We start from the raw sequence: 23,831 nt of genomic DNA on the forward strand, positions 1-23,831 counted from the left end.
ACTTATAATTAAAATAAACCAATGACTATTACAATTCACGAGTTAGAGAAAATTATCAAACAATCATTTCCTGATGCTGATATAAAGATTAAGGACCTTGCTGGAGATGATGATCATTATCATTTAAAAATAACTTCCAAGTGTTTTTCTGGAAAGACAAAAATAGAACAACACAGAATGGTATATAAGGCTCTTGAAGGTCAGTCTATACATGCATTGCAACTAGAAACTGGAGCTTAAAATTAAGGTGATATTTATGAACAACTTTGAACAAATAAAAAAAGACATAGCAGAAAACGATGTAGTGCTGTATATGAAAGGCACCTCTGACTTTCCTCAATGTGGATTCTCTGGACTCGTCGTGTCAATTCTCAAAAAATTGAATGTAAAGTTTAAATACATCAACGTACTTGAGAATGATGAAATACGTCAGTCCATAAAAAGTTTCTCTGATTGGCCAACAATTCCACAATTATATATAAAGGGAGAGTTTGTTGGTGGCTGTGACATAACCCGCGAGATGTATGAAAAAGGTGAGTTACAAAATTTGCTAAAAGAAAAAAAGGTTACACAAATACATCAAGAGATGGGCTAATGTACCCCCGTCTCGGTTGTACATGCCCACTTATCTCCTTTACATCACATTTTCAACTTATTGTCTTTGTGCTTTTCTTGATTTAGCATAAGATTCTACTTTTGCCTCTTTTACAGTCGTACCTGGAGCAGTATCTCCGTCACTTTCTAAGCTATCATTAGAAGAAGCTCTCCTGTCACTTTTTAAATTGTCATTGGAAATATCCATATCTTTAGCTTCTATGTTAGCACTTTGCTCAATAAGATTTTTAACTTTTTGGATAGTTTCTTCCGCAACTGCAGTCATCTTTTGGCCTAATTGTGGTTGCATTAGAGAACTTACTATTTCCATGTGATTTCTTTCGCAAGCTAGATCTAAAGGTGTTTTATTATTCTTATTTTTAGCTTCTATGTTAGCATGTTGACCCAGGAGAAATTCACAAAGCTCTAAGTGATTATAACGAGCAGCATAGTGTAAAGGTGTCCATTTATCATCATCAGCATCATCAACTCCTATTCCTTTACTAAGAAAAAATTCCACTATATCTTTATAACCTGCTTTAGCAGCAGCATGTATAGGCTTTTTATTATCACCATTAGCTTTAGCATTAATATTAGCTTCTTTTTCATTCACAAGAAATTCAACAATTTCTTTACGGCCTTTCCATGCAGCATAGTGTAAAAGTGTCCATCCATCATCGTCTTTAGCTTCTATGTTAGCACGTTGATCAAAATGTATGTATAACATATTAGCAAAATGGCAGAAAAGAAGTTTTGGGTTTTTATTTGGCTGAAAGTGAAGTTCTGGTTGGAAGTACTAAATGACCTAAAGGAGAGAGGAGTAGATGATATTCTGATAGCTTGTGTTAAAAAGCTTTCCTACAGCTATAAATAGCGTATTTCCTAAAGCAGAAATGTATAGTACATCAGATAAGAAATTCACTGAAATATGTATCGAGCAAAAGTTTTCATGAATGATTTGAAAAAAACATATCAAGTAGAGAAATAGCCGAAAATTATTTACTTGAATTGGAGGAAAAATGGGGAGAAAAATATACTTTAGTTTTGGGAGAATAATTGGGAAAATCTGTCTAGTTATTTTAAATATTCCGGCCCTGTAAGAAAGTTAATTTATACCACAAATCCTATTGAAGGGTTACATAGACAGATCAGAAAATTTACTAAAACTAAGGGCTCATTTACCAGCACAAATGCCTTGCATAAACAGGTATATTGTGCTATAAAGAAGGCAGGAGAGAAATGGACTATGCCTATACATGATTGGGCTTTTACTATCTCTCAACTTGATATCTTTTTTCCTGGTAGGTTAAAAATCGAGTTGACACAGTTTATTTAACACTCCCATTCTTCTATCAGTTAATTCATTCCCGTCAGATTAAGTTGTGTTTAGCACAATTTGTTCCACTGTTCTTCATCTAAAATTTCCACACCCAATTCCATTGCTTTTTTATATTTTGAACCTGGATCTTCTCCTGCAATTAAATAGTCAGTTTTAGTAGAAAGGCTTGAACTGATCTTTGCCCCTAAAACTTTAGCTCTTACTTTTGCCTCCCCTCTGCTCATAGCACGTAGCTTACCAGTAAACACTATAATTTTGTTATTCAAAAAAGAATCGCTAGAGTTGGAGCTCACGGGAAGAATTTGCAGATATGCAGTAAGATCATTTAACATTTTAATGTTACGTTCCTGAGAAAAAAACGATTTTAAAGATTCAGCTACTTTTTCTCCTATACCATCTATACCTACCAACTCAACATCATTTGATGACATCGAATTATACCAGTTATCATAAGATACATAATAATTTGCGAGCAATTCTGCTGCAACTTGGCCGATAAATCTGATACCCAAAGAAAATATGAACCTATCTAGAGAGATTACTCTTCTGCTTTGTATAGCACTTAATAGATTAGCTATTGACTTCTCGCCCCAACCATGATGCTCTTTTAAGGAAAACTCTTTTAATCTTTCCTCTAAAATAAAAATGTCTGGAATTTGTCTTATTAGTTCCAGATCATAAAAAAACTTTATTTGTTTTTCACCAAGGCCAACAATGTCAAATGCATCTTTTGACACAAAATGTTTTAGTTTTTCTACTATTTGAGCCTTGCAATTAAATTCTTTAGGACATCTTACTGCAACTCCTTCAATCTGCACTTTACTACCACATTCAGGACATATGTCAGGAAACACAAATTCAGGCATATTTGCATGACGAGAACCTTCATCTACTTTGACAATTTGAGGAATTACATCTCCAGCTCTTTTAATTGTTACAACATCTCCTTCTCTTATGTCTTTACGTTTTATCTCATCTTGGTTATGTAGACTTGCTCTGCTAACTAGCACTCCGCCAATATTGACTGGTACCAAATCTGCAACTGGAGTTAAAACCCCCGTTCTACCCACCTGTATAAATATTTTATTTAACTTTGTCTTTGCATAAACCGCAGAAAATTTATATGCAAGCGCTGAGCGTGGCGCTTTGTGTGTACTTCCCAGACGACTTTGTAGCACCAAATCATTCACTTTATAGACTATCCCATCGATATCATAATCCAAGTTATAACGATAATCATAGATCTCGTTATAGAACTTTAGCATTCCATTCAAACTACTTGTTAAGGAACGATGCTCATTTACGCAAAAACCAAGTTTCTCAAGTTTTTCTAGTACTTCACTTTGACTTTTCTCTATTCCACCAATTAAAGAATAAGAAAAATATCTAAGAGGCCTTTTTGCTGTAATGTTCGCATTCAATTGCTTTAAAGAACCAGCAGCTGCATTTCGAGGATTAGCGAATTCATTATTTTCATTTAACTTTAAAAAGTCGCTGTTACTGATATATATTTCACCCCTTACTTCTAGTCTTCCTTGCACATCTTGTAAAAACTTAGGAAAGCCTTTTATTGTTGCAACATTGTGAGTTACATCCTCTCCTACAAAACCGTCACCTCGAGTTGCAGCTTTAACAAATTTCCCATCTTCATAAATTGCAGAAAATGACAATCCATCAATTTTTGGCTCACATAATATCTCTATTTCATCTGCAATTAAAAATCTCTTTATTTTAGACAAAAATTTTTCTACACCTTGTTCATCATAAGCATTCTCAAGAGAAAGCATAGGTTCTTGATGTTCCACCTTAGAAAATCTCTCATCAGGCGGAGCACCAACACTATCTTGTGTTGCATAAGCTTCTGGCTCTATTGCAGCTAACTTTTTTTTCAGTTCATCATATTCAGCATCACTTATCTCTGGCTTACTTTTTTGATAATATAAGATATTATGATAATTAATTTGATTTTGCAGTTTTTCTCTCATCTTTTCCAAGTCAGTCATGATACCAATATAATGCTCTTTGCCGTCAAGTCATGAATTTTTTCAAAAGGTACTATAAATTTATACTACTGCCCTGAAAAGCAATACTAATGTTAATATAATTTTTGTACTTGTATATTAATGTTAGTATAGTTTTTAAATTAAGGAGTACATTATGAAAGAATACAATTACAAAAATTTGGCTGACGAATCAAACTTCGGCTCTCAAGTGTATCGTGCAGGAATGTTTGATAAAATTCTTGGTATAAGCAAAACAGCAAAAGAAGCTGCGAATCAAGTAATATCTAAAATGGGTAACGATTTAAAACTAGAAGCTAGAAAAGCAGCTCAAGATGAAGTAAAAAAAATAGAAGGAAAAATGCTAACTTTAGCTGAAGAGAAAGCTAACAAAATAGCTAGCGAAAAAGCTAATCAAATAGAAAAAAAAATATCGACTTCAATTGATAAGACAGTAAAGTCAGTAGAAGCAAATGCTGAAAAAGCAGCAAAAAATGCAGCTGAAAAAGCAGTGAAAAAAGTAGGACCAGAAGTTGCAGATTTGCTAAAGCCAGAAATAAAAACTCAGGTAGAAGAAGCAGTAAAAAAATATACTGAAGAAAAAATTGAAAGCCTTATAAAACCTGAAATTACAAGCAAAATAAATGATCTTGTCACTACACAAAGTAAAGAAGTAAGTACACTTTTAGAAGATGAAATGAATAAATTAGTCGAAGATGCACATAAAAATTTGAATGGGAAAATAGATCAGATTAAATGTGAACTTACAAAAGTAAAATCTGATCTCTTAGAAGCTAGTGCAAACAGTTTCCTTGAGAGCACAAAATTATTGTCGCTTATGGCAGAAAATGAAACATGTGAAAACCAAGATTTAGTGTATTTTTAATCACAACAGGGGTTTTATATAAGGTTTTTATGGGTTAAAAAACCCATAAAAACCTTAGGATAAATGAAGAGAAAAGTATCTGTTAAGTTGCATGGCTACTGTGCAAAATATTGAAGCAAAAAGGTTTCATCCCAGTACTTCCTACCTTGTCATCCCAGTGCTCAGACACTGGGATCCATTGTTCCTTTCGGGAGTGTTAAATAAACTGTGTCAAACCGAGAAGTAAAGTAATAAATTGATAAAAAAATGGAGGTTTGACAATGAGTCAAGCAAACACAACTACCGGTTTGGTAGACTATAAAGAATTAGAAACAAATATCTTATCATCTATACGAGAAGGAAGATACCGTCTTGTCAGTCAACAAGAAAATTATAGAAATTGAATCTTAAGCTGTATTACGAAATCAAAAAATACTTTCTATCAACATATACACTAACCAACTACATTAAATAAATTTGTGTAAAATGCTATTTTACATAAGATAGAAAGTACGCATTTTTTGATTTTAAAGTACTAAATTCTCCTCCAACCGCTTTGCCCTGTAATTCTTGATATGGTCAGGATTAAAAGCACTTTTGGATTTTAGAACACCGAAAATGATATGGAGTAGCTTACGCATTGCAGCACCAACGATAGCCATATTATGCTTACCCTTTTCCTTTAATCTCTGGCAAAAACTAATAATGATAGGATTGTGATTCTTAGCTACTATAGCAGGAAAGAAAAGTGCTTTACGTAATGTTTGTGAACCGGATTTACTTAATCTGGGTTTGGCATATACAGAGGAACCTGACGTCATATTTCGTGGTATAACTCCTGTATATGCTGCCAATTGCCTGGCATCTCTAAAAACCTCTATGTCAGGAACTTCAGCTAAAATAGCTATTGCTGATTCTTCTCCTATTCCTGGAATAGTCAATAGAAGTTGAAAATTTTCCAACAATTCTTTATGTTGATTTAATAGTTCACGTACGGAGTTTTTTATTGTTTCTATTTTTTGAGCTATATTCATTGCAAGGTCTTCCCAAGCACTTGCAACTTCTTTAAGCAGTCTCTCTTTTTTTTCTAAGTGGTTATTTACTAATGTTAACTCATCTTTTAACGCAACTGAGCAACGATAAAGATGTTTTAATTTTTTCATTTCAGGAGAAGGTGGTGTCCAACTAGAAGGTTCCTGTCTTTGGCAATAATCAGCAATAACTTCTGCATCGGTCTGATCATTCTTTTGTCGTATCAGCTTACTCCTTGCATAAGATTTTATGCAATAAGGATTTACAACACTAACAGAATGTCCAGCGTTGTGCAGAAACTCAGCCAAAGCTTCGCTATAACAACCAGTAGCCTCCATGCAGGCTTTTACTTCTTCTACATTATGTTTTTGTAGAAAGCTAAGTAAACCTTGAAACCCAGAATCCTCGTTTTTAAAACTCCTTTTTCTAGTTTCACATCTTCCTTTTTTGCTTATGAACGAGAGAAAAACATCAAAGCGATCTTTCGATACATCTATACCTAAAAAGTTGTTGATCATATATAACCCCATGCGTTACCATTAAAAATGAAAAGTAAGGCTAGTCTTGTGAATACAGAATTAGAACCATTTAGGTTTTTCTACGATACCGTCCAGCCTGTACTCTTGAGAAGAGAACTCTTATCTACCTTACAGATTTTATATCTAAGACCACTGACAGAGTTCTTCTCTTCTCCATCTAATGCTTAAGCTTAAAACATTAGATGCTTTTTACAAGATACAAGACCATTGACGGAAAGAGATGGTGCATTAACGCCATTTGTAAAAAGGCTACTTGAAGCAAGCTTGGAGGGTGAAATAGAACATCATTTATCTACTGAAAGCGAAGAAAACAATCGTAGAAACGGAAGGAATGGAAAAACTTTGAAAACAAGTGCAGGTTCATTTGAACTATTGACACCAAGAGACAGAGAGGGAAGTTTTGAACCACAGATAGTGAAAAAAAGGCAAACAACAGAACTTGAAACAAAGATTTTGAGCATGTTTGCCAGCGGTATGGGATATAGAGACATAATGTCACACGTCGAAGAAATTTATGACCATAAAATATCTGCAGCAGAGATATCTGGAATTACAGATAAATTACTACCTATAATCAATGAATGGCGTAGCCGTCCACTGCAATCAGTGTATCCAATAGTATTTATGGATGGGATGTTTTTTAAGGTAAAAGAAGACGGTCGCTGTGTAAGTAAGTGCATGTATAACATATTAGCAAAATGGCAGAAAAGAAGTACTGGGTTTTTACTTAGCAGAAAGCGAGGGAGCTAGCTTCTGGTTAGGCGTATTAAATGACTTGAAAGAGAGAGGAATAGAAGACATTTTGATAGCTTGTGTTAAAAAGCTTTCCTGCAGCTATAAATAGCGTATTTCCTAAAGCAGAAATGTATAGTACATCAGATAAGAAATTCACTGAAATATGTATCGAGCAAAAGTTTTCATGAATGATTTGAAAAAAACATATCAAGTAGAGAAATAGCCGAAAATTATTTACTTGAATTGGAGGAAAAATGGGGAGAAAAATATACTTTAGTTTTGGGAGAATAATTGGGAAAATCTGTCTAGTTATTTTAAATATTCCGGCCCTGTAAGAAAGTTAATTTATACCACAAATCCTATTGAAGGGTTACATAGACAGATCAGAAAATTTACTAAAACTAAGGGCTCATTTACCAGCACAAATGCCTTGCATAAACAGGTATATTGTGCTATAAAGAAGGCAGGAGAGAAATGGACTCACTGCCATTAAGTTAAGGGAAAGAGAAGTTAAGATTGGACAAAAAATTTGAAGTGATTGATAATTATGGTAAATACTAGGGTGAATTTTTAAGAAAAGGGAGTCTGAAAAGTGCAAGTTATTTAAAAAAGTAATAATTGCAGGTTATTTTGCAAAGAATGTACTAATGCAATGATACTGAAAAGATATCTTGAATTTAAAACACATGTTTTCTAGCTCTTTTCTGGTAGTTGAGTGAACGAATATCAGATATCTTATGACGATCAACTCTTCTCCCTTTTCTCACCACTAAAGTGTTCATCAAAAATAACTGTGATAGTCGATACATAATGCAGTCTATGTCTGACTCTGTAGAAAAAATATCAAAGGCTAAGTTTTTAATCGCATTAAATGAGACAGATTTATTGATGCTTTTTTTTAGTTTACTATTCTGTGAGCTCAATGTCTCTTCATCATCTTCTATCATGATACTTTCTAGATTACTGATGAAGATAGTTGACCAAAAATCCTGCTTGATAGTTTCAATACTTTTTCCTGTGAAATTCTCTAAATTTAATCTTCCCTTCAGCCTAGAAAAAAATGTTTCTACTCCCCAGCGCAAGTAATATAATCTCTCAAACTCTTCAACTGTAAAACGTTTCTCATCTAACAGAGATGTTACTAACACTTCAACTTCGCCAGAAGAAAGTATTATTTTGACTAACCTGAATTTCATCTCATCAGGTAATCCTAGCTTTCGTAGCTGTCTTGCTACTTTAATAGGTGCGGTAGACACTACCACCGTACTAGATGGGCTTTCCGGCTTAAACATAGTGTTTATTTCATTGAAAGACGAACTTGAACAGCGAATTATATAATTGATTTTCCTTCCTGTAAGCTCAGCAAGAAATCGATAAGATACGTATCCTCTATCACAGATTAACAAATCGTCTGATTTTATGGATTCAAGCATACCGATTGCTAAATCAACCTCATAGCTGTCACCTCTACTTAGCACAGATTTTATTGCAATATTATTTAGCACATCGTAGCAAACTTCAAAGGTTGCACTTGTATAGTCTTCAAATCTCTGGATTCCATTCCATACTGCTCTTGAGCCAAACTCACCTATTATTTTGTCGCTCTTTGGCAGAATCAGTATTGAAGCATCAAATGCAAGTACTCTGAAGCCATGGTGGGTTTTAAATTCCTGATCTTGGTAGTATAGGGAAACTATATCATCATTTAACTCTGAAAACGCAGTATGTTTTAGCTTCTTTCTTGCTTGAGTAAATGCACTTGCCGTAATTGTATAATCTTTTCTTGTATGCAGAACAAACTCATTAAGCATCACTTGTAATGACTTTACACTCTTTCTAAAAATCAGGAGAAATACATTAACGAAGGGCAGCTTTCTTTTTCGTGAGAAGTCTTTTGAGGATGCTCTGTGTGCGTTTATAAAGTTTAAACTCATCAATTTATTTTTTATAAACATGATTATTCTTTTTTTTACTCATGTCATTACTTCTTTTAATTTGTGAATCTTACCTGATTTTATAATACAGTTCATCACTTTTCCTTAACTTAATGGCAGTGAGTCCAATGTCAGTAATACAAGCACTGGTCTCACGCTAAATAATGATGACATTAGGAATCTGTGTCTTGATATAGATAGGGTTACAAAACAGGATAGCACAGTTACTAGTTTTGAAGATTTGCAAAAAAGGTTAAGAAGGAAGGGAATTAATCTTCAGAGCAAATGTGAAAAAAATGCTGTACTAGAATATGCAATTAAAGATCAAAATTTGAACGTTATAAAATTTCTCTTACAAAATGGAATGACCATCATCAATGCAATCGGTCAAGAAGGAAGGTATTACGTTAGCAAAATTGAAGGAGAAAAATCTATATTATGCTTTGTTGTCTCTTACACTGATGATGACAATGCTGAGATTCTGAGCACGTTACTGCAAAGTGTTAATGCAGAGCAATCAAAACTAGATCCTGAAAGTGAATTGTACAGATTATATCAACAGTTAAAGGATGATGCATTCTGCACTGCTTCTTCAAAAAAGAATTCTGTGGCAGCAACAGCACTGATACAAAATGATCGAGAAATAATTGTGCCGCATGGATCAGCAACAAATAAGGAACAAGAAACATTCCACATAGAAACAAATAGTGTATCCAATAGTAATAGAAATGTTATTAGTAGACCTGTAGCAACAGCGCCTCCAGTTAGTACTAATGGTAATAATAACAAAAATGAAGCACCTGTATCAACAAGGACTGGCCCAACTGTCACACCAAATAATGATAAGAAAGCTAACGGCTTTGTAGAGGCTCAATTTTCTCCACCACATGAAAAAGAAACTAAATACAAAAAAAGTAAGGAGAGTTTTTACACCTCATTAAGGAGTGATGTTGTTGGAGTTGTTATTGCAGGATTGTTTGTTGCTGCTGCTGTGACGGTTCCATCTTTAGCTGGTGCATTAGTTTGCAGTGTCCTAGCTATTTTAGTTGTAATGGTAACTGGATTACATGTAAAAAATTTTACACTTCCAAGTTACAGCGAAATGAGAGAAAATAAGGTTGAACCTGTAAATTCAAGTTTGAGAAACCATGCAATCTAGCTCCTAGAATCACTTTTCAAACCAATTATAATTTCTTGATTGTTAAACCACTTTATCAAAATTAAGTGGGACTAGTGCGATTCGAACGCACGGCCTTCGGATTAGGAATCCAACGCTCTATCCTACTGAGCTATAGTCCCATGTCTTCTGCTATTTATGCAAAATTATAGCAAAAAGTCTCGCATTTTTCTAGGCACCCTGTACAATTAATTCACAATAATAAAAAATATTTCTGTATTTCTTGAATGTAATACTGTTATATTTAATAATACGATTCCAATTGAAAGATTAATGCTAGTTAACAATATTAGTTACTTTTATAGTAATCAAGATGGCTTTGCTTTAAGCAACATCAACATTCAAGTGAAGAAAGGAAGTGTTGCCTGTTTACTAGGTCATTCTGGCTGTGGCAAGTCAACAATTCTAAAATTAATCGCAGGAATAGAAAATCCAAAATCTGGAACCATTGTTATAAATGATAAATTAGTTGCAAGTAACAAAGTGTCAATTGCTATAGAGCGTAGAAATATCGGATTGATTTTTCAGCATTCTGCATTATTTCCTCATAAAACAGTAATAGAAAATATAACTTTTGCTATTTGCAGTACTTCTAAAAAAGAAAAATACCTTACTGCATTGGAAATCTTAAAGCTATTTAATATAGAAAAATATGAAAACATGTACCCTCATGCTTTATCAGGAGGACAGCAACAATTAGTTGCAATAGCAAGAGTAATGGCGCAAAATCCTGATGTTGTTTTGCTCGATGAACCATTTTCTAATTTAGATATACTGCTCAAATATCGAATAAGGCACCATATATTGTCACTTTTTAGAAGCAAAAATATTCCTGTACTCATGGTAACTCATGATCCGCAAGAAGCGTTGAAAGTTGCAGATTTTATTTACGTGATGAAAAATGGTAAAATTATTCAATCAGGAGTTCCTAGCTACATATACCACAGACCTAAAGATGATACGTTAGCAAAATTTTTTAGTGAGCTTCCTTTTACTCTACAGCTAAACTAAACTTAATGTTAGGCTAAAACTATTATAAGATAATTAAAAACTCTTGATTTATAATTCAATAAAAGTGATATAATTTATGTATCACTTGGCTTCAGTCAAGTTTTAATACCTAAAAGTTAATATTTTCAACGGAGGTACAAATGAGTTTAGGTCCATGGCAGCTGTTTCTAGTCTTAATAATAATCTTAGTTCTGTTTGGTGCAGGTAGGTTACCACAAGTTATGGGTGATTTAGGCAAAGGCATTAAAAACCTTAAACAAGAACTTAAGGATTCAGAGAAACTATCATCTAATGAACCAGATCGTTAGCTTCCTTATGTTTCGTGACACGCACTAAAGTGCGTGTCATTTGTTTAAACAAGGCTAAAGAATTGAAGAGGTATGATTGAAGTACAGTAATAATTATGTTAGTTAGAATGTTATTAAAGGTTAATCGTGGAAGAAAGTGAGAAATTGACTGAAGATAAAAAATTGGCCTCTGATATTCTAAAAGAGGTTGCAGATACCAATAACAACGATAGTGATAAAGTAACATTGTTCGACATCAAAACAGCTTTACATGAGCGTGGTTTTGGTATTTTAATAATCATCTTCTCTTTACCGCTATCAGTACCTATACCTGTTCCACCTGGCTATACAACCATTCTTTCTATACCTTTAATCTTATTTTCACTGCAGCTTCTATTTGGGTTTGATTCTCCTTGGATGCCTAATTGGCTAGAAAGGAAATCTTTTCAACGTTCAACACTAGCTCTCGTGGTAGAGAAAACTTCACCTACATTAAAAAAAATAGAAAAGTTCATGAAACCAAGAATGTCTTTTATTTTTCTTGGTCCGGGTGAAAAGATTCTAGCTTTTATGATGTTGCTTTGTGCAATAATAATAGCTCTTCCATTACCTTTTACTCACTTCCTTCCTGCAATTGGTATAACTCTTATTTCACTCGGCATTATGGGTAAAGATGGATTTTTATCTACGTTAGGAGTGTTAGTTTCATTCTGTGCGTTATTGGTTACCCTTATTGTAATAGTTAAAGGACCAAAACTTATAGCCGGAACACTTTCTCTTCTTAAAAGCCTTATAACTTAAAAGCTTTACAACACTTTAATAAAAGAATGAAGTACAGCATGAAATGAATAATCGATATTGAAATATAGCAATAACTATGTTAGTTAGAAGTTATATTGTTATTAAAGGGTAACTGTGGAAAAAAGTGTGAAATTGACTGAAGATAAAAAATTGGCCTCTGATATTCTAAAAGAGGTTGCAGATACCAATAACAACGATAGTGATAAAGTAACATTGTTCGACATCAAAACAGCTTTACATGAGCGTGGTTTTGGTATTTTAATAATCATCTTCTCTTTACCGCTATCAGTACCTATACCTGTTCCACCTGGCTATACAACCATTCTTTCTATACCTTTAATCTTATTTTCACTGCAGCTTCTATTTGGGTTTGATTCTCCTTGGATGCCTAATTGGCTAGAAAGGAAATCTTTTCAACGTTCAACACTAGCTCTCGTGGTAGAGAAAACTTCACCTACATTAAAAAAAATAGAAAAGTTCATGAAACCAAGAATGTCTTTTATTTTTCGTGGTCCTGGTGAAAATATTTTAGCATTTATAATGCTGCTTTGTGCATTATCGATAGCAATCCCACTTCCTTTAACTAACTTCATTCCTGCAATTGGTACAACTCTCATTTCACTGGGTATCATGAGCAAAGATGGATTTCTCTCTATAATGGGAGTATTAGTATCATTGTGTGGGTTATTACTTACTCTTGTCGTAATAGTTAAAGGACCACAGCTTATATTTGGAGCATTTTCTTTTCTAAAAAGCTTTGTATATGGTTAAGCTTTACAACACTTTAACAAAAAAAAAAGAGCCCTTTACACCGATCGATAAAGATCATATAAAAATGTACGTTTGTGGGCCAACAGTATATGATACAGCACATATAGGTAATGCACGTTCTATTGTTGTTTACGATGTATTATTTCGACTGCTTAAATTTTGTTATGGAAAAGTTACTTATGTGCGTAATATAACCGACATCGATGACAAGATAATCAATGCAGCAAATGAGAAAAATAGTAATATAGAAAGCATTAGCAAATATTACACTAAAACTTTTCATGAAGACATGGAAAGCATAAATTGTGCAGAACCAACATATGAACCAAAAGCAACGGAAAACATAGATAACATTATCAAGTTAATTGAGTCTTTGCTGCAAGCTGGTCATGCTTATGAATCCAATAAACATGTATATTTTAGTGTAGAATCTTACCCTGAATACGGAGTTTTATCAGGAAAAAAAATTGATGAATTAAACTACGGTAGTAGAGTTGAAGTTGGTGAAAATAAAAAACACCCAGGAGACTTCGTACTTTGGAAACCTGCAAACGAAACTGACTATAAACTTTCAAGTCACTGGAATAGTCCATGGGGAGAGGGAAGACCAGGGTGGCATATAGAATGTTCAGCAATGTCATATGCTTACCTTGGCAAAGATTTTGACATTCACGGTGGGGGTATAGACTTGCAATTTCCTCATCATGAGAATGAAATTGCACAGAGTAAATCTGCATTTGCTGAGTCAACGTTTGCAAAATATTGGGTACACAACGGGTTTCTTACAGTAAATGAAGAGAAAATGAGCAAATCCTTATTTAATATAGTCAAAGTAAGGGATTTGTTAGATAGTGGAATAAAGGGTGAAGTAATACGTTATGCGCTGCTTAAAACTCACTACAGAAAACCACTTGATTGGACAGAAAATGTTATCTCTGAGTCGCAAGAAACTTTAAACAAGTTTTATCGGTTATTACGTAGTACATGTATTGAGGAAAGTGATGCAGAAGTCTCTAAAGATTTTATAGAGGCTTTGAAAAACGATTTAAACATTCCTGAAGCTGTAGCCATATTGCATGAAATGGCTACAGAAATCAATAAGACAAGTAATGAATGTGAGAGGCTCAAATTAACTAAGAAGTTTGTTAAAAGCGCAAGGTTCATTGGTATTCTTGAGTCAAGTTATCAAGAGTGGTTTGCAAGTGGTGTGAGTCATCAAGAAATAGAAAGGTTGATAGACTTAAGAAAAGTAGCAAAACAAAATAAAGATTATGATACTGCAGACAAAATAAGAGAGCAATTGAAACAAATGGGGGTTACAATTTCTGACAACGAAGATGGTACAACAACTTGGTATGGAAAATTATCTCCTATTGTTTATAGATAGCCTAGTATCATCGCTTATCTTACCCATACATCAAGGTTTTGTACTTTACACTATGTTATGCTTTAGGTCAAACTACGATCAACTACTTATATTACTTTTTGGAGTATTAGGATCCAGTCTTGGTGGAATAGCTAACTGGTATTTAGGTAGAATAACAATTTTTATTAGAAGATCACATCACAAATTAGAGAATGAAGACAAAACACCAAAAATCGTAAGGCACCTACTGATTTGTGCAGTTGCATTGCTTTCGTGGGTACCAGCACTTGGAAGTGTGACTCAGATTTTATCCGGTTACTTCAAGTTAAACCTTTATATTCTTGTTCCCTTAATTATTTTATCTAACTTCCTCTGTTTGTTGTATCTAACGTTTACCATCTAACTAAACATCAATAAACAACTTTTCTTCTGGTCATATTGAGCTAAATTTCTTCTTCAAACTACCTTTTAAAATGCTTTTATTAGTTTTTGTCATAATACGATCAAATACTCCTAATAACCTCTTAAGTAAGCTTGGGGTTAGCGAAGAGATAGGATTAACAGATACGTTATTGTTTTTATCATCACCATTTGCTTTGTAGTCTATTGAAATAATCCCCCTACTCTTCCCACCAGTCAGAAGTTTTCCGATTATAGGGATTTTCAACAAAGATTTGTTAATTGAATATGCTGGTATTACTTGTCCTTCAACCTGGAATTTATAACCCTTAATATCGAGCGTACCACTAGTGCTAATGCCTAGTTCCGCTCCTTCAAGCCAAGATTCTTCAATTTCAACAGTGCCATCTTTATATGAAAAAGGTGCATTACACTTATAAAAATGTACACCTTCGTTCTTTATAGCATTTACAATACCAGGCAGTGAAGACATTGATAATAAAGTGGTAAGCAGTGGAGCATCTTTGATATAGAAATTGCTGATAGATAACATACCATAATGTTCTCCATTTTCTCTCTTAGAAGATAGATAAAGAGATAATTTGCCATTTTTAACTGATTTACCAATACCTAAAGAACGCAAAAGCATACCTGAATTATCCGAATATATTTCAAGCCCTATTTCACTATGTTCTACTAGTATATTACTGTTATCTTCTAAAAACTGTCCTGTGAATTGACTTCCACTACAATCACCTTTAGCACAAGTTACATTTAGCTTAGCATCTTTTATGATAATTCCTTCTTTCATAATTATATTATCAACATTCATAGTAACTTCTATGTTGTTATTTAATCGATTACTATCTTTGCCAAGTAAACCTAAAACATCACTTAAGTTGATTTTCTCACCATGAATAGTTATGGTATTTTTCTCCTTACCTGACTCAATCTCTATACTAAAATTATTATCAGGTAATTTAAAGTTGCTAGAATTTAAATATAGATTTCCATTTTCTACTCTTCCGCTAAATTTTATGTCTAGATCATTTCCTACAACGTCTAGTTTATCTATTAGCAACTCACCTACTCCTTTTAGCCTTGTAGAAAATAAAACTTCATTGTGATCTTCAAAATGGTTTTTCCACCCTAAGTAGCTTGAACGCAACTCGAGCTCTGATAAATCTATATTACCATTAACGTACCCTGTTTTGTCTTGATACATTACTGACTCTATATTTGCATTGATATAACCATCACCGAAATTAAGTATTTGAGCAGGTAAATCTCCAGTTAAACTCCAGACAAAATTTTCATTTTTATTGCTACTTTTGAGGTCAAATAGAAGCTGTGTATTATTTACCATACCACTGCCATTTAAATCTATAAAGTCACTCCCAAAATCGAGCTTAATATCATACTTACCAAAACTTCCATTATACACCACCAAATTATCAATTTCAGAATGAAATTTGGCCGAAAAATCTACTTTTTTATCACTAGAGTTTAGATTAAAAATGCGAAAATTGAATACAGACTTTGCTATTCCACCTACTTTATCTCTTTCAAGTTTTACCACATCATCCAGCTTAAATCTTATAGGCTCATATAACCCATAAGCATCACTTACAGCCTGACCATTAATGGTAAGAACAGAATCTTCTTTATTGAGAGAGTTCATTTCAATATGACCACTATTGATAGTAAAATTCTGAAACTTAGCTCTATTTACAATAATTTTGAGATTGTTATCCTTGAGAGTTAACTCACCGTTCAACTTCTCCACTCGTTCAAAATCCTCATCAAATTGAACGCTGCCATTTTCTATATCAGCAACAATTACAATACCTGACAGATCATCATTTATTAAACTATCGATTTTACCGTTAAAACTTATAATTGTATTTATAATATTCCCATCAATATTATTACAATACCACTTTCTAAATTCATTGTTCACTAGACCATCTGGTACATAAGTACATAAATCTTTTGCAACAAGTTTACTAATATTAACTCTAAGCAAAGCATGATTTGTGCCAAAGTTCATTTTGCCAATCAAAGAAAGGTAAGTATCATTTAACTTAAAATGAAAGTTTTTTACGCTAATGATTTCATCACTATATGTCAAATTTACATTTACATTAGTCAAGGCTAAGTTTTTACCTGAGTGACTCTCTGTATTTAACACGTATATGTTTCCATCCATAACTTCATCCTTTCCATTAATTCTCATTGAGAAGTTCCCTTTGAACCCTATTTCTTTGTCCAAATTGTAACTTTTAACTAGTGTGGAAAACTCGTTAAATAGCCCCAACTTTAGGTTATAAAATGTTCCATACAAATTTAACAAATTATTGCGATTTTTTATCATAATAGATAAATCATCTAGAATCCCCTTTTTATCTTTTGTATGAACACGAATATCCAAAACATTAAAATTTTCCTCCTTTCCTACATATACTTTATCAATGAAGAATTCACCTTCCGTGCTTTTATTGACAGCAATGTTAGTAATTTCAATCCTTGAGTCTGCATTTAAGTAGAAAAAAATTTTTCTTATTGTCTTCAGCAGATTTTTTGTACTACTCATCTTATCTGTCATTACAGATGTTGTTATTCCTCTGGTCTCTTCCTTCTTGATATATATGTGTACATTACCAGCTAAAACCTGAGAGAACTTTTTGGAACTTAACTTAAAGTGTACGAAAAGCTCAGGAACTTCTATGGTAAAGTCAGGATTTGTTATTTTTAAATCTGTAATGACTAGCTTGCCATCTTTCTGCCAAATAACCGAGGTACTCTCCATGCTGACATCCGAATTGGTAAATATCTTTAATATTTTTTTCTTTATATAAAAATTAATATAACTAATATTGATTTCTAAAGGACCTTCCCCTTTAAAAGGGATAAAGAAGCAGAATATAAATAATAAAATTATAGAAAATGATAGAGCTATTTTTTTAAGCATCGATTATTGCTTTTCTTGCTAAGCTGTCGGCTTCTTCATTGTATTTATCACCATTATGCGCTTTCACCCACTTCCAGTTAATCTCATGTTGCAAAGCAACATCGTCTAATTCTTTCCATAATTCTATATTTTTTACTGACTTCTTATTACTTGTCTTCCAGCCGTTCATTTTCCACTTATTTATCCATTCTGTTATACCGTATTTAATATAGAGGCTATCCGTATACAAACTGATATTACAAGGAAATTTTAATACCTTCAGTCCATTGATCACTGCTGTTAACTCCATTTTATTATTTGTAGTATTTTCTTCTCTACCACAGATGTTCTTTCTATGATTTTGAAATAATATGATTGCTGCCCACCCTCCTGTCCCTGGGTTACCAGAGCATGCTCCATCTGTGTATATTGTCACTTCCTTTTTCTTCATCTTTAACTGTAGTGAATTAATAAAGTATATCGTTGCTTCTATAAAATCACAATTTTTATAGATATAGAGGCAATTTAAGCCGCACCTTTAAATTTTATTATGGAAATAAAAAAAAGTGCTACAACGAGCATTATTAGAAGAGAAAGTAAAAGATAGTTTTTATGTTCTTTCATGGTTAAAACAAATCAATAGAGCAGTAAATAACGCTGGCAAACAGAGAAAATAGATAAGAAATCGAATAAGAAAACATTTTTTTCTGCGAGCTATGACTCTTAAGCCTTATAACGGATGCAGCAAACCAAATAAAAACACACCCTTCAATAATTGCCATACTGAGGTAAAATAGAGCCTTTTTCAAAAATAGTGCTGGAAGTAAGCTAGTTAATACGAGTAACACGCTATAGATTAATATATATTTCCTCGTTTTTTCTGGACCATAAACGATATTGAACATTGGAATCGATGCTTTTGTATAATCTTCAGATCTATTTAAGGATAGAGCCCAAAAATGTGGTGGAGTCCACATAAAAATTATTAAAAATAGAATACAACTTTCCCAGCTTACAGAGTCAGTTACAACCGCCCAGCCAATCATTGGAGGAAAAGCACCTGCTGCACCACCAATAACAATATTCTGCGGAGTACGCCTTTTGAGCCAAATTGTATACACAAAAACATAAAATAATATGCTAATTGCAAGCAAAGCAGCAGAAACATAGTTCACTGCTATTGCCATGATAAATACTGACAATATTCCAAGAGTTATGCCAAATTCAAGCGCGCTTTCTGCAGAAACTCTACCTGAAGGTATAGGGCGGTTTTTTGTTCTCTCCATAAGCAAGTCTATATCTCTGTCATACCACATATTTATTGCACCTGCAGATCCTGAACCAAGAGCAATGCACATAAGAGATATTAGTGCAAGGAAAGGATGAATGCTACCTGGTGCAGCAACCATTCCAGCAATTGCAGTAAACACTACAAGGTACATTATCCTTGGCTTCAGCAAATGCCAAAAATCCAGTATTGTTGATTCAACATTTAGCAAAACACTTGTGTACATTCTATTTTATCACTGGTGGTTTTTCAAAAGTATGAAAAGGCGGTGGTGAAGATACCGTCCATTCTAAAGTGTCACCTTCCCAAGGATTATCTCCAGTTTTTTTGCCCCACTTAAAGAGATGTATAACTATAAATACAAAAAACATAACTGAAAGAAAGGACATATATGAGCCAATTGAGGATATATAATTCCAAGGGATAAACGCGTCGGGATAATCAGGTATACGCCTTGGCATACCTGCTAATCCCAGGAAATGCTGGGGTAAGAAAGTGACATTGGTGCTAATAAAAGTGAGCCAAAAGTGTATCTTTCCTAAACACTCGTTATATTGCTTACCTGACATTTTGCCTATCCAATAATAAAAACCGGCGAAAGCTCCAAATAATGCAGCAAGCGACATGACATAGTGAAAGTGAGCAACGACATAATAGGTATCGTGCAAAAGCTTATCTATTCCACCGTGAGAAAGAATTATTCCGGTTATACCACCTCCAACAAACATGAAAATAAAACCTAATGCAAACAGCATTGGTGTCTTCAATTCAATCGCTCCACCCCACATAGTTGCAATCCAACTAAAGACTTTTACACCAGTTATAACACCAATGAAAATTGTGCTAGTGCTAAAAAATATAGCAGCATCCTCGCTAAGCCCAACAGTAAACATATGGTGAGCCCAAACCATGAAGCCAAACGTTGCTATTCCTATCATGGCATAAACCATTCCCATATAACCAAATACTGGCCTATGAGAAAAAGTTGACACAATCTGACTGATGATACCAAATGCAGGAAAAATAATTATGTAAACTTCTGGATGACCAAAAAACCAAAACAGATGTTGAAATAACACAGGATCACCACCACCAGCAGGATCAAAAAAGGAGGTACCTATATTACGATCAGTGAGCAGCATAGTTATAGCACCAGCAAGTACCGGTAAGGCAACAATTAACATAAATGACGTGAGTAAAATAGACCAAACAAATAGTGGTATCTTAGTTAGTGACATACCTTTTGCACGCATATTGAATATGGTAACTATAAAGTTGATCGCCCCAACAATTGATGACATACCAGCAATATGAAGTGCAAGTATAGCAAGATCAACTCCTGCACTTGGGTGGGACATAATTTGCGACAAAGGTGGGTATAAAGTCCATCCTGTTCCAGGACCTTCGCCAGCAAATACCGAGAGGATAAGCAAAATAAAAGATGAAACTAACAACCAAAAACTTAAATTATTCATACGAGGAAATGCCATATCTGGTGCACCAATCATGAGAGGTACGAACCAATTACCAAATCCTCCCATTAAGGCTGGCATTATCATAAAAAACACCATTATTACCGCATGCCCTGTAATCATTACGTTATATAGCTGGTAATTATTGTTAAGTATATTAATGTGCATTAGCTGAGTACGAATAATTACCGATAATAATCCACCAATAATTCCAGCTAATATGGAAAAAATAATGTATAGTGTCCCTATATCTTTGTGATTAGTAGAAAACAGCCAACGTCTTATACCTTTTGGTACATCACTCATATCTATACTCCAAACTTAACTTACTAATTTTTTATCTTCAATCCACTTATTAAAATCTTCTTTACTCACTGCTTCAACAACAATTGGCATAAATCCATGACCTTGACCACATAGTTCATAACATTGCCCATAATAAATACCGGGCTTTGTAACGTTAAACCATGCTTCATTCAGCCTACCTGGTATTGCATCAATTTTTATACCAAAAGCCGGTATTCCCCAGCTATGTATTACATCTCCTGCTGTCACTTGTAAACGAATATTAGTATTGATAGGTAAAATAACGTTATTATCAACAGAGAATAGTTTTAAATCTCTTTCGGTAAAGTCTTCTTTTCCTTTTATATAGCTGTCAAATGAAATACCTTGATATTCTGGGTACTGGTAACTCCAATACCATTGATGACCAATAACTTTTAGTGTTATGTCAGCTTTTGGCACTTTCTCCTGTAGTTTAATTAATTCAGCATTTTTAAAAGCCAATACCCCAACAATAATCGTTGGTATAACAAACCAGATAATTTCTACAAAGATATTATGAGTTATTTTACTGACATTTTTCACTTTGCCCTTACGAAAGCGAAATACTACATAAGCAAGCAGGGCCCATACAAAAAGCATAATTGCAATCATTACACTCATCACAAACGAATGTGACTTAACTACAGCCTCCATTATCTCAGTTGCAGGCGCAGGAAATCCAAATTGCCAAGAAGTAGGAGCAGAAGCAATTGATATGTTTGAGTAAAACATTATCAATAATGCAAATAACTTCACCATATTTTTTGCTGTAAAACTAACTGTATAATAATATATATACACTTACTATGCAAACAGAGATTATAGAATGTACAAAAGTGTTTTGCTAAATATTGAATCAAAAGTAAATGATGATTAATGTTTTTTTAGCATTTAATAAATATAGTAATACGATACTAACTTGAGGAAAAAGCATTTACATGAATCTATTTTAAGTTAAAATATTATAATATTTTAAGTTAAGTATTTACTTTAAGGAAGTTCTATAATAAGTTTAATAGTGTCTGTTATTGCTAATAACCCTCTAGCCTCACACCTAAAAGCAGTAACAGACACTATTAAACTTTAGGTAAGTTTGCCTATTTATAATTCATTAAGGTAAAAATCTTACTAATTCCTTTAATTCTATTATACAGCTGAGTTTACTAATTAACCTTTAATGTTTACGTTAGCATTTGCATCTTAAATCAAAGATTTACATATTATAGAAAATAATTATAAAATAATACACTACTTGTGTGTAAATTTTTTTGCACATCAAACTCTGTAAACAAATTTTTTAGAAAAGCAAAATAAATTATCTCTCTATGAAAGATCTATCGAATGTTGCAATTATAGGTGTAAACAAGAACGATAAAAGAGTGCGGGATTGAGTAACTATATATACTTCTGCTGGCATACCAGGATATAGGTATACGTTTTTAAATTGAGCAAGTTCTGATTTTGGTATCACCACTCGCACTGAATAATAACGCCCCATCCTTGGATCATCAAGAGCATCAGGGGAAATATGGTTTACTATACCGTTAATTAAACTTAAGCGACGTGCACTATAAGCGCTCAGCCTTACTTTAACTTTTAGCCCTTCTAGTCCGTCGATAGAGACTATATTGCTATCTTTCTTTTTTGCTGACAGTATCTCTTCTATGTTTCTGGTTAGAACTTTAGCATCTATTATTAGATCATCATCTGATGGTACTATACTCATGATTGGAACTCCAGATTGTATAACACCACCTTCAGTGTGGTATCTTATATCTGTAACTATACCATCTTGAGGTGATTTAATTATTGTACGTGCTAACGAATCTTCAGCAACCATCAGCCTCTCTTTTAAGTCTGCAATAGATGTATTGACTTCCTTAAGCTCAGCATTTGCTCTTTCTTGAGCATCATTCTTCACATTTATAATCTCTAACTCATTTTCTCCAATCTTTTGCTGTACTTGAGATATTGCAGAACGGTAATGTCCAACTCTACCCTCAATTTCAGCAAACTGTTTTTCTAAAGCTAAAATGTGTGGTTTGCTTATATGGCCACTATCAAGTAATTGTCTTTTTGTTTCTAACTCCTCAGTTATCAAGTCATATTGCTTATGGGCTGCATTTAGTTGAAAATTTAGCCCTGCTAATTCATCATTTAACTGCTTTATACGTTGTTGCAGTATGTCAGTTTTTCCTAATATACTCTTTCTCTGAGAGTTGAACAACTTTACCTGATTCTTTATCGCTTTATTTACAAGTTCATCGTTAGATAATCTTTTAACCTCATCAGAAAATTCTAGCGTATCTAAGTCTCCCCTAATTGCAATAAGTCTTGCTTCAGTTGCCAAAAGTGATAAGAGTTTTTCTTTAATTATACTCAAATTTGCCTTTTCGTTAACATCACTTAATAAAACTAAAGGCTCATCTTTTTTAACTGTTTGACCTTCTTTTACTAAAATTTTGCTTATTATTCCCCCACCCAAGTGTTGCACTATTTTTCTATTTGAAGAGACAATAATTTCTCCACTTGCATGCACTGCTCCGTCAATTGGAGCTATAGCCGACCAAATACCACCTATTCCAAAAAAGATGAATATCACCACTAAACCAAAAAATAGTGGTCCCCATGTGACTTTTAGGACTTCATTTGCGTTATTACTCTCACGTTTAAAAATAAAATTTATCATCGCATCAATCCATGCGAACGTCTTATCCAAAAATTGATATTTCTTCTTTCTATTTCCTGCCCTTTGCATATCTATATCATCACTACCAATCAGGCCTGTCAAAGAAAGTCCAGCACTAAGCTTTTTTAACTTACTCATTATAATACTACTGCGAATTCTTGTTAATCAGGATAACACACAAAAACAAAGAATCTATATCTTAAGTACTCTACTTAGACTATGGAACATCAGAATAAACTATTTAGTAACAATTCT

At 33.5% G+C, this 23,831-nt stretch carries 21 protein-coding genes, 1 tRNA gene and 2 pseudogenes; 13 read left to right on the forward strand and 11 right to left on the reverse strand.

What is annotated here, in order from left to right; all coding sequences use genetic code 11:
• Window positions 1-21 precede the first annotated feature (21 nt).
• On the forward strand, window positions 22-240 hold the full coding sequence (locus OPR42_RS01370) for a BolA/IbaG family iron-sulfur metabolism protein (RefSeq protein WP_006012412.1): 219 nt from the start codon (window positions 22-24) through the stop codon (window positions 238-240).
• Between the two features lie 16 nt (window positions 241-256).
• A complete protein-coding gene (gene grxD / locus OPR42_RS01375; RefSeq protein ID WP_265041581.1) occupies window positions 257-595 on the forward strand; it encodes a Grx4 family monothiol glutaredoxin in 339 nt (112 codons plus the stop codon).
• A gap of 57 nt (window positions 596-652) precedes the next feature.
• On the opposite strand, the gene OPR42_RS01380 is transcribed toward grxD, so the two are convergent.
• Window positions 653-1,321, reverse strand: coding sequence for an ankyrin repeat domain-containing protein (locus OPR42_RS01380; RefSeq protein WP_265041582.1), 669 nt, complete (start codon window positions 1,319-1,321; stop codon window positions 653-655).
• Here OPR42_RS01380 and OPR42_RS01385 point away from each other — a divergent pair.
• Window positions 1,302-1,930: pseudogene (locus OPR42_RS01385) on the forward strand (IS256 family transposase); the annotation flags it as partial. The gene OPR42_RS01380 and the pseudogene OPR42_RS01385 overlap by 20 nt on opposite strands.
• Before the next feature lie 50 nt (window positions 1,931-1,980).
• On the opposite strand, the gene ligA reads toward OPR42_RS01385, so the two are convergent.
• Window positions 1,981-3,936: an NAD-dependent DNA ligase LigA gene (ligA, locus tag OPR42_RS01390; RefSeq protein ID WP_265041583.1), complete on the reverse strand. Its 1,956-nt coding sequence runs from the start codon at window positions 3,934-3,936 to the stop codon at window positions 1,981-1,983.
• 154 nt (window positions 3,937-4,090) lie between these two features.
• On the opposite strand from ligA, the gene OPR42_RS01395 reads away from it, so the two are divergent.
• Together OPR42_RS01395 and OPR42_RS01400 are read left to right on the forward strand one after the other, a co-directional pair.
• Window positions 4,091-4,819 carry a hypothetical protein gene (locus OPR42_RS01395; RefSeq protein WP_264704292.1) on the forward strand — a complete coding sequence of 243 codons (729 nt, stop codon included), beginning with the start codon at window positions 4,091-4,093 and terminating at the stop codon, window positions 4,817-4,819.
• Between the two features lie 260 nt (window positions 4,820-5,079).
• Window positions 5,080-5,202: a hypothetical protein gene (locus tag OPR42_RS01400; protein WP_264375462.1), complete on the forward strand. Its 123-nt coding sequence runs from the start codon at window positions 5,080-5,082 to the stop codon at window positions 5,200-5,202.
• A 123-nt stretch (window positions 5,203-5,325) separates the two neighbouring features.
• Here OPR42_RS01400 and OPR42_RS01405 read toward each other — a convergent pair whose 3' ends face one another.
• Window positions 5,326-6,348 carry an IS110 family RNA-guided transposase gene (locus OPR42_RS01405; RefSeq protein ID WP_264375440.1) on the reverse strand — a complete coding sequence of 341 codons (1,023 nt, stop codon included), beginning with the start codon at window positions 6,346-6,348 and terminating at the stop codon, window positions 5,326-5,328.
• 219 nt (window positions 6,349-6,567) lie between these two features.
• On the opposite strand from OPR42_RS01405, the pseudogene OPR42_RS01410 reads away from it, so the two are divergent.
• Window positions 6,568-7,585 (forward strand): annotated as a pseudogene (locus OPR42_RS01410) (IS256 family transposase); the annotation flags it as partial.
• 196 nt (window positions 7,586-7,781) lie between these two features.
• Here the strand turns inward: OPR42_RS01410 and OPR42_RS01415 are convergent.
• Window positions 7,782-9,059 carry an IS4 family transposase gene (locus tag OPR42_RS01415; RefSeq protein ID WP_265041416.1) on the reverse strand — a complete coding sequence of 426 codons (1,278 nt, stop codon included), beginning with the start codon at window positions 9,057-9,059 and terminating at the stop codon, window positions 7,782-7,784.
• A 220-nt stretch (window positions 9,060-9,279) separates the two neighbouring features.
• On the opposite strand from OPR42_RS01415, the gene OPR42_RS01420 reads away from it, so the two are divergent.
• Window positions 9,280-10,197, forward strand: a complete 918-nt coding sequence (locus OPR42_RS01420) for a hypothetical protein (RefSeq protein ID WP_265041584.1) — start codon at window positions 9,280-9,282, stop codon at window positions 10,195-10,197.
• 66 nt (window positions 10,198-10,263) lie between these two features.
• On the opposite strand, the gene OPR42_RS01425 is transcribed toward OPR42_RS01420, so the two are convergent.
• Window positions 10,264-10,337, reverse strand: a tRNA-Arg gene (locus OPR42_RS01425).
• A gap of 151 nt (window positions 10,338-10,488) precedes the next feature.
• Between OPR42_RS01425 and OPR42_RS01430 the strand changes: the two genes are divergently transcribed.
• The 6 genes from OPR42_RS01430 to OPR42_RS08790 all read left to right on the forward strand — a co-directional run bounded on the left by OPR42_RS01430 (window position 10,489) and on the right by OPR42_RS08790 (window position 14,854).
• Entirely contained in the window at window positions 10,489-11,226 is a 738-nt protein-coding gene (locus tag OPR42_RS01430; RefSeq protein ID WP_007302769.1) for an ABC transporter ATP-binding protein, read from the forward strand.
• A gap of 140 nt (window positions 11,227-11,366) precedes the next feature.
• On the forward strand, window positions 11,367-11,534 hold the full coding sequence (gene tatA / locus OPR42_RS01435) for a twin-arginine translocase TatA (RefSeq protein WP_006013840.1): 168 nt from the start codon (window positions 11,367-11,369) through the stop codon (window positions 11,532-11,534).
• 126 nt (window positions 11,535-11,660) lie between these two features.
• Window positions 11,661-12,314, forward strand: coding sequence for an exopolysaccharide biosynthesis protein (locus tag OPR42_RS01440; protein WP_265041585.1), 654 nt, complete (start codon window positions 11,661-11,663; stop codon window positions 12,312-12,314).
• Window positions 12,315-12,428: 114 nt separating this feature from the next.
• Window positions 12,429-13,085, forward strand: coding sequence for an exopolysaccharide biosynthesis protein (locus OPR42_RS01445; RefSeq protein ID WP_265041586.1), 657 nt, complete (start codon window positions 12,429-12,431; stop codon window positions 13,083-13,085).
• Complete coding sequence (gene cysS, locus OPR42_RS01450; protein WP_064085935.1) at window positions 13,078-14,472, forward strand: cysteine--tRNA ligase; 1,395 nt, start codon at window positions 13,078-13,080, stop codon at window positions 14,470-14,472. Before OPR42_RS01445 ends, cysS begins: the two co-directional genes overlap by 8 nt.
• Window positions 14,441-14,854, forward strand: a complete 414-nt coding sequence (locus tag OPR42_RS08790; protein WP_012481730.1) for a YqaA family protein — start codon at window positions 14,441-14,443, stop codon at window positions 14,852-14,854. Before cysS ends, OPR42_RS08790 begins: the two co-directional genes overlap by 32 nt.
• 30 nt (window positions 14,855-14,884) lie before the next feature.
• Here OPR42_RS08790 and OPR42_RS01455 read toward each other — a convergent pair whose 3' ends face one another.
• From OPR42_RS01455 to OPR42_RS01480, 6 genes are all read right to left on the reverse strand, one after another.
• On the reverse strand, window positions 14,885-17,821 hold the full coding sequence (locus OPR42_RS01455; protein WP_265041587.1) for a DUF3971 domain-containing protein: 2,937 nt from the start codon (window positions 17,819-17,821) through the stop codon (window positions 14,885-14,887).
• Window positions 17,814-18,251, reverse strand: a complete 438-nt coding sequence (gene rnhA, locus OPR42_RS01460) for a ribonuclease HI (RefSeq protein ID WP_010401349.1) — start codon at window positions 18,249-18,251, stop codon at window positions 17,814-17,816. The genes OPR42_RS01455 and rnhA overlap by 8 nt, the downstream gene beginning before the upstream one ends.
• 175 nt (window positions 18,252-18,426) lie before the next feature.
• Window positions 18,427-19,314, reverse strand: a complete 888-nt coding sequence (locus tag OPR42_RS01465) for a heme o synthase (RefSeq protein ID WP_010401351.1) — start codon at window positions 19,312-19,314, stop codon at window positions 18,427-18,429.
• A gap of 1 nt (window position 19,315) precedes the next feature.
• A complete protein-coding gene (gene ctaD, locus OPR42_RS01470) occupies window positions 19,316-20,866 on the reverse strand; it encodes a cytochrome c oxidase subunit I (protein WP_139686463.1) in 1,551 nt (516 codons plus the stop codon).
• 15 nt (window positions 20,867-20,881) lie between these two features.
• Complete coding sequence (coxB, locus tag OPR42_RS01475) at window positions 20,882-21,646, reverse strand: cytochrome c oxidase subunit II (protein WP_264375831.1); 765 nt, start codon at window positions 21,644-21,646, stop codon at window positions 20,882-20,884.
• 556 nt (window positions 21,647-22,202) lie between these two features.
• Window positions 22,203-23,714, reverse strand: coding sequence for an HlyD family type I secretion periplasmic adaptor subunit (locus tag OPR42_RS01480; RefSeq protein ID WP_265041589.1), 1,512 nt, complete (start codon window positions 23,712-23,714; stop codon window positions 22,203-22,205).
• Window positions 23,715-23,831 lie beyond the last annotated feature (117 nt).

The organism is Wolbachia endosymbiont (group B) of Melanostoma mellinum, assembly GCF_947251465.1.
GTDB lineage: Bacteria > Pseudomonadota > Alphaproteobacteria > Rickettsiales > Anaplasmataceae > Wolbachia.

Excerpts from the sequence above, each read along its gene's own strand:
- OPR42_RS01370 (WP_006012412.1), top strand. The coding sequence starts at position 22 with ATGACTATTACAATTCACGAGTTAGAGAAAATTATCAAACAATCATTT.
- grxD (WP_265041581.1), top strand. The coding sequence starts at position 257 with ATGAACAACTTTGAACAAATAAAAAAAGACATAGCAGAAAACGATGTA.
- OPR42_RS01380 (WP_265041582.1), bottom strand. The coding sequence starts at position 1,321 with ATGTTATACATACATTTTGATCAACGTGCTAACATAGAAGCTAAAGAC.
- ligA (WP_265041583.1), bottom strand. The coding sequence starts at position 3,936 with ATGACTGACTTGGAAAAGATGAGAGAAAAACTGCAAAATCAAATTAAT.
- OPR42_RS01395 (WP_264704292.1), top strand. The coding sequence starts at position 4,091 with ATGAAAGAATACAATTACAAAAATTTGGCTGACGAATCAAACTTCGGC.
- OPR42_RS01400 (WP_264375462.1), top strand. The coding sequence starts at position 5,080 with ATGAGTCAAGCAAACACAACTACCGGTTTGGTAGACTATAAAGAATTA.
- OPR42_RS01405 (WP_264375440.1), bottom strand. The coding sequence starts at position 6,348 with ATGATCAACAACTTTTTAGGTATAGATGTATCGAAAGATCGCTTTGAT.
- OPR42_RS01415 (WP_265041416.1), bottom strand. The coding sequence starts at position 9,059 with ATGTTTATAAAAAATAAATTGATGAGTTTAAACTTTATAAACGCACAC.
- OPR42_RS01430 (WP_007302769.1), top strand. The coding sequence starts at position 10,489 with ATGCTAGTTAACAATATTAGTTACTTTTATAGTAATCAAGATGGCTTT.
- tatA (WP_006013840.1), top strand. The coding sequence starts at position 11,367 with ATGAGTTTAGGTCCATGGCAGCTGTTTCTAGTCTTAATAATAATCTTA.
- cysS (WP_064085935.1), top strand. The coding sequence starts at position 13,078 with ATGGTTAAGCTTTACAACACTTTAACAAAAAAAAAAGAGCCCTTTACA.
- OPR42_RS08790 (WP_012481730.1), top strand. The coding sequence starts at position 14,441 with ATGGAAAATTATCTCCTATTGTTTATAGATAGCCTAGTATCATCGCTT.
- OPR42_RS01455 (WP_265041587.1), bottom strand. The coding sequence starts at position 17,821 with ATGCTTAAAAAAATAGCTCTATCATTTTCTATAATTTTATTATTTATA.
- rnhA (WP_010401349.1), bottom strand. The coding sequence starts at position 18,251 with ATGAAGAAAAAGGAAGTGACAATATACACAGATGGAGCATGCTCTGGT.
- OPR42_RS01465 (WP_010401351.1), bottom strand. The coding sequence starts at position 19,314 with ATGTACACAAGTGTTTTGCTAAATGTTGAATCAACAATACTGGATTTT.
- ctaD (WP_139686463.1), bottom strand. The coding sequence starts at position 20,866 with ATGAGTGATGTACCAAAAGGTATAAGACGTTGGCTGTTTTCTACTAAT.
- coxB (WP_264375831.1), bottom strand. The coding sequence starts at position 21,646 with ATGGTGAAGTTATTTGCATTATTGATAATGTTTTACTCAAACATATCA.
- OPR42_RS01480 (WP_265041589.1), bottom strand. The coding sequence starts at position 23,714 with ATGAGTAAGTTAAAAAAGCTTAGTGCTGGACTTTCTTTGACAGGCCTG.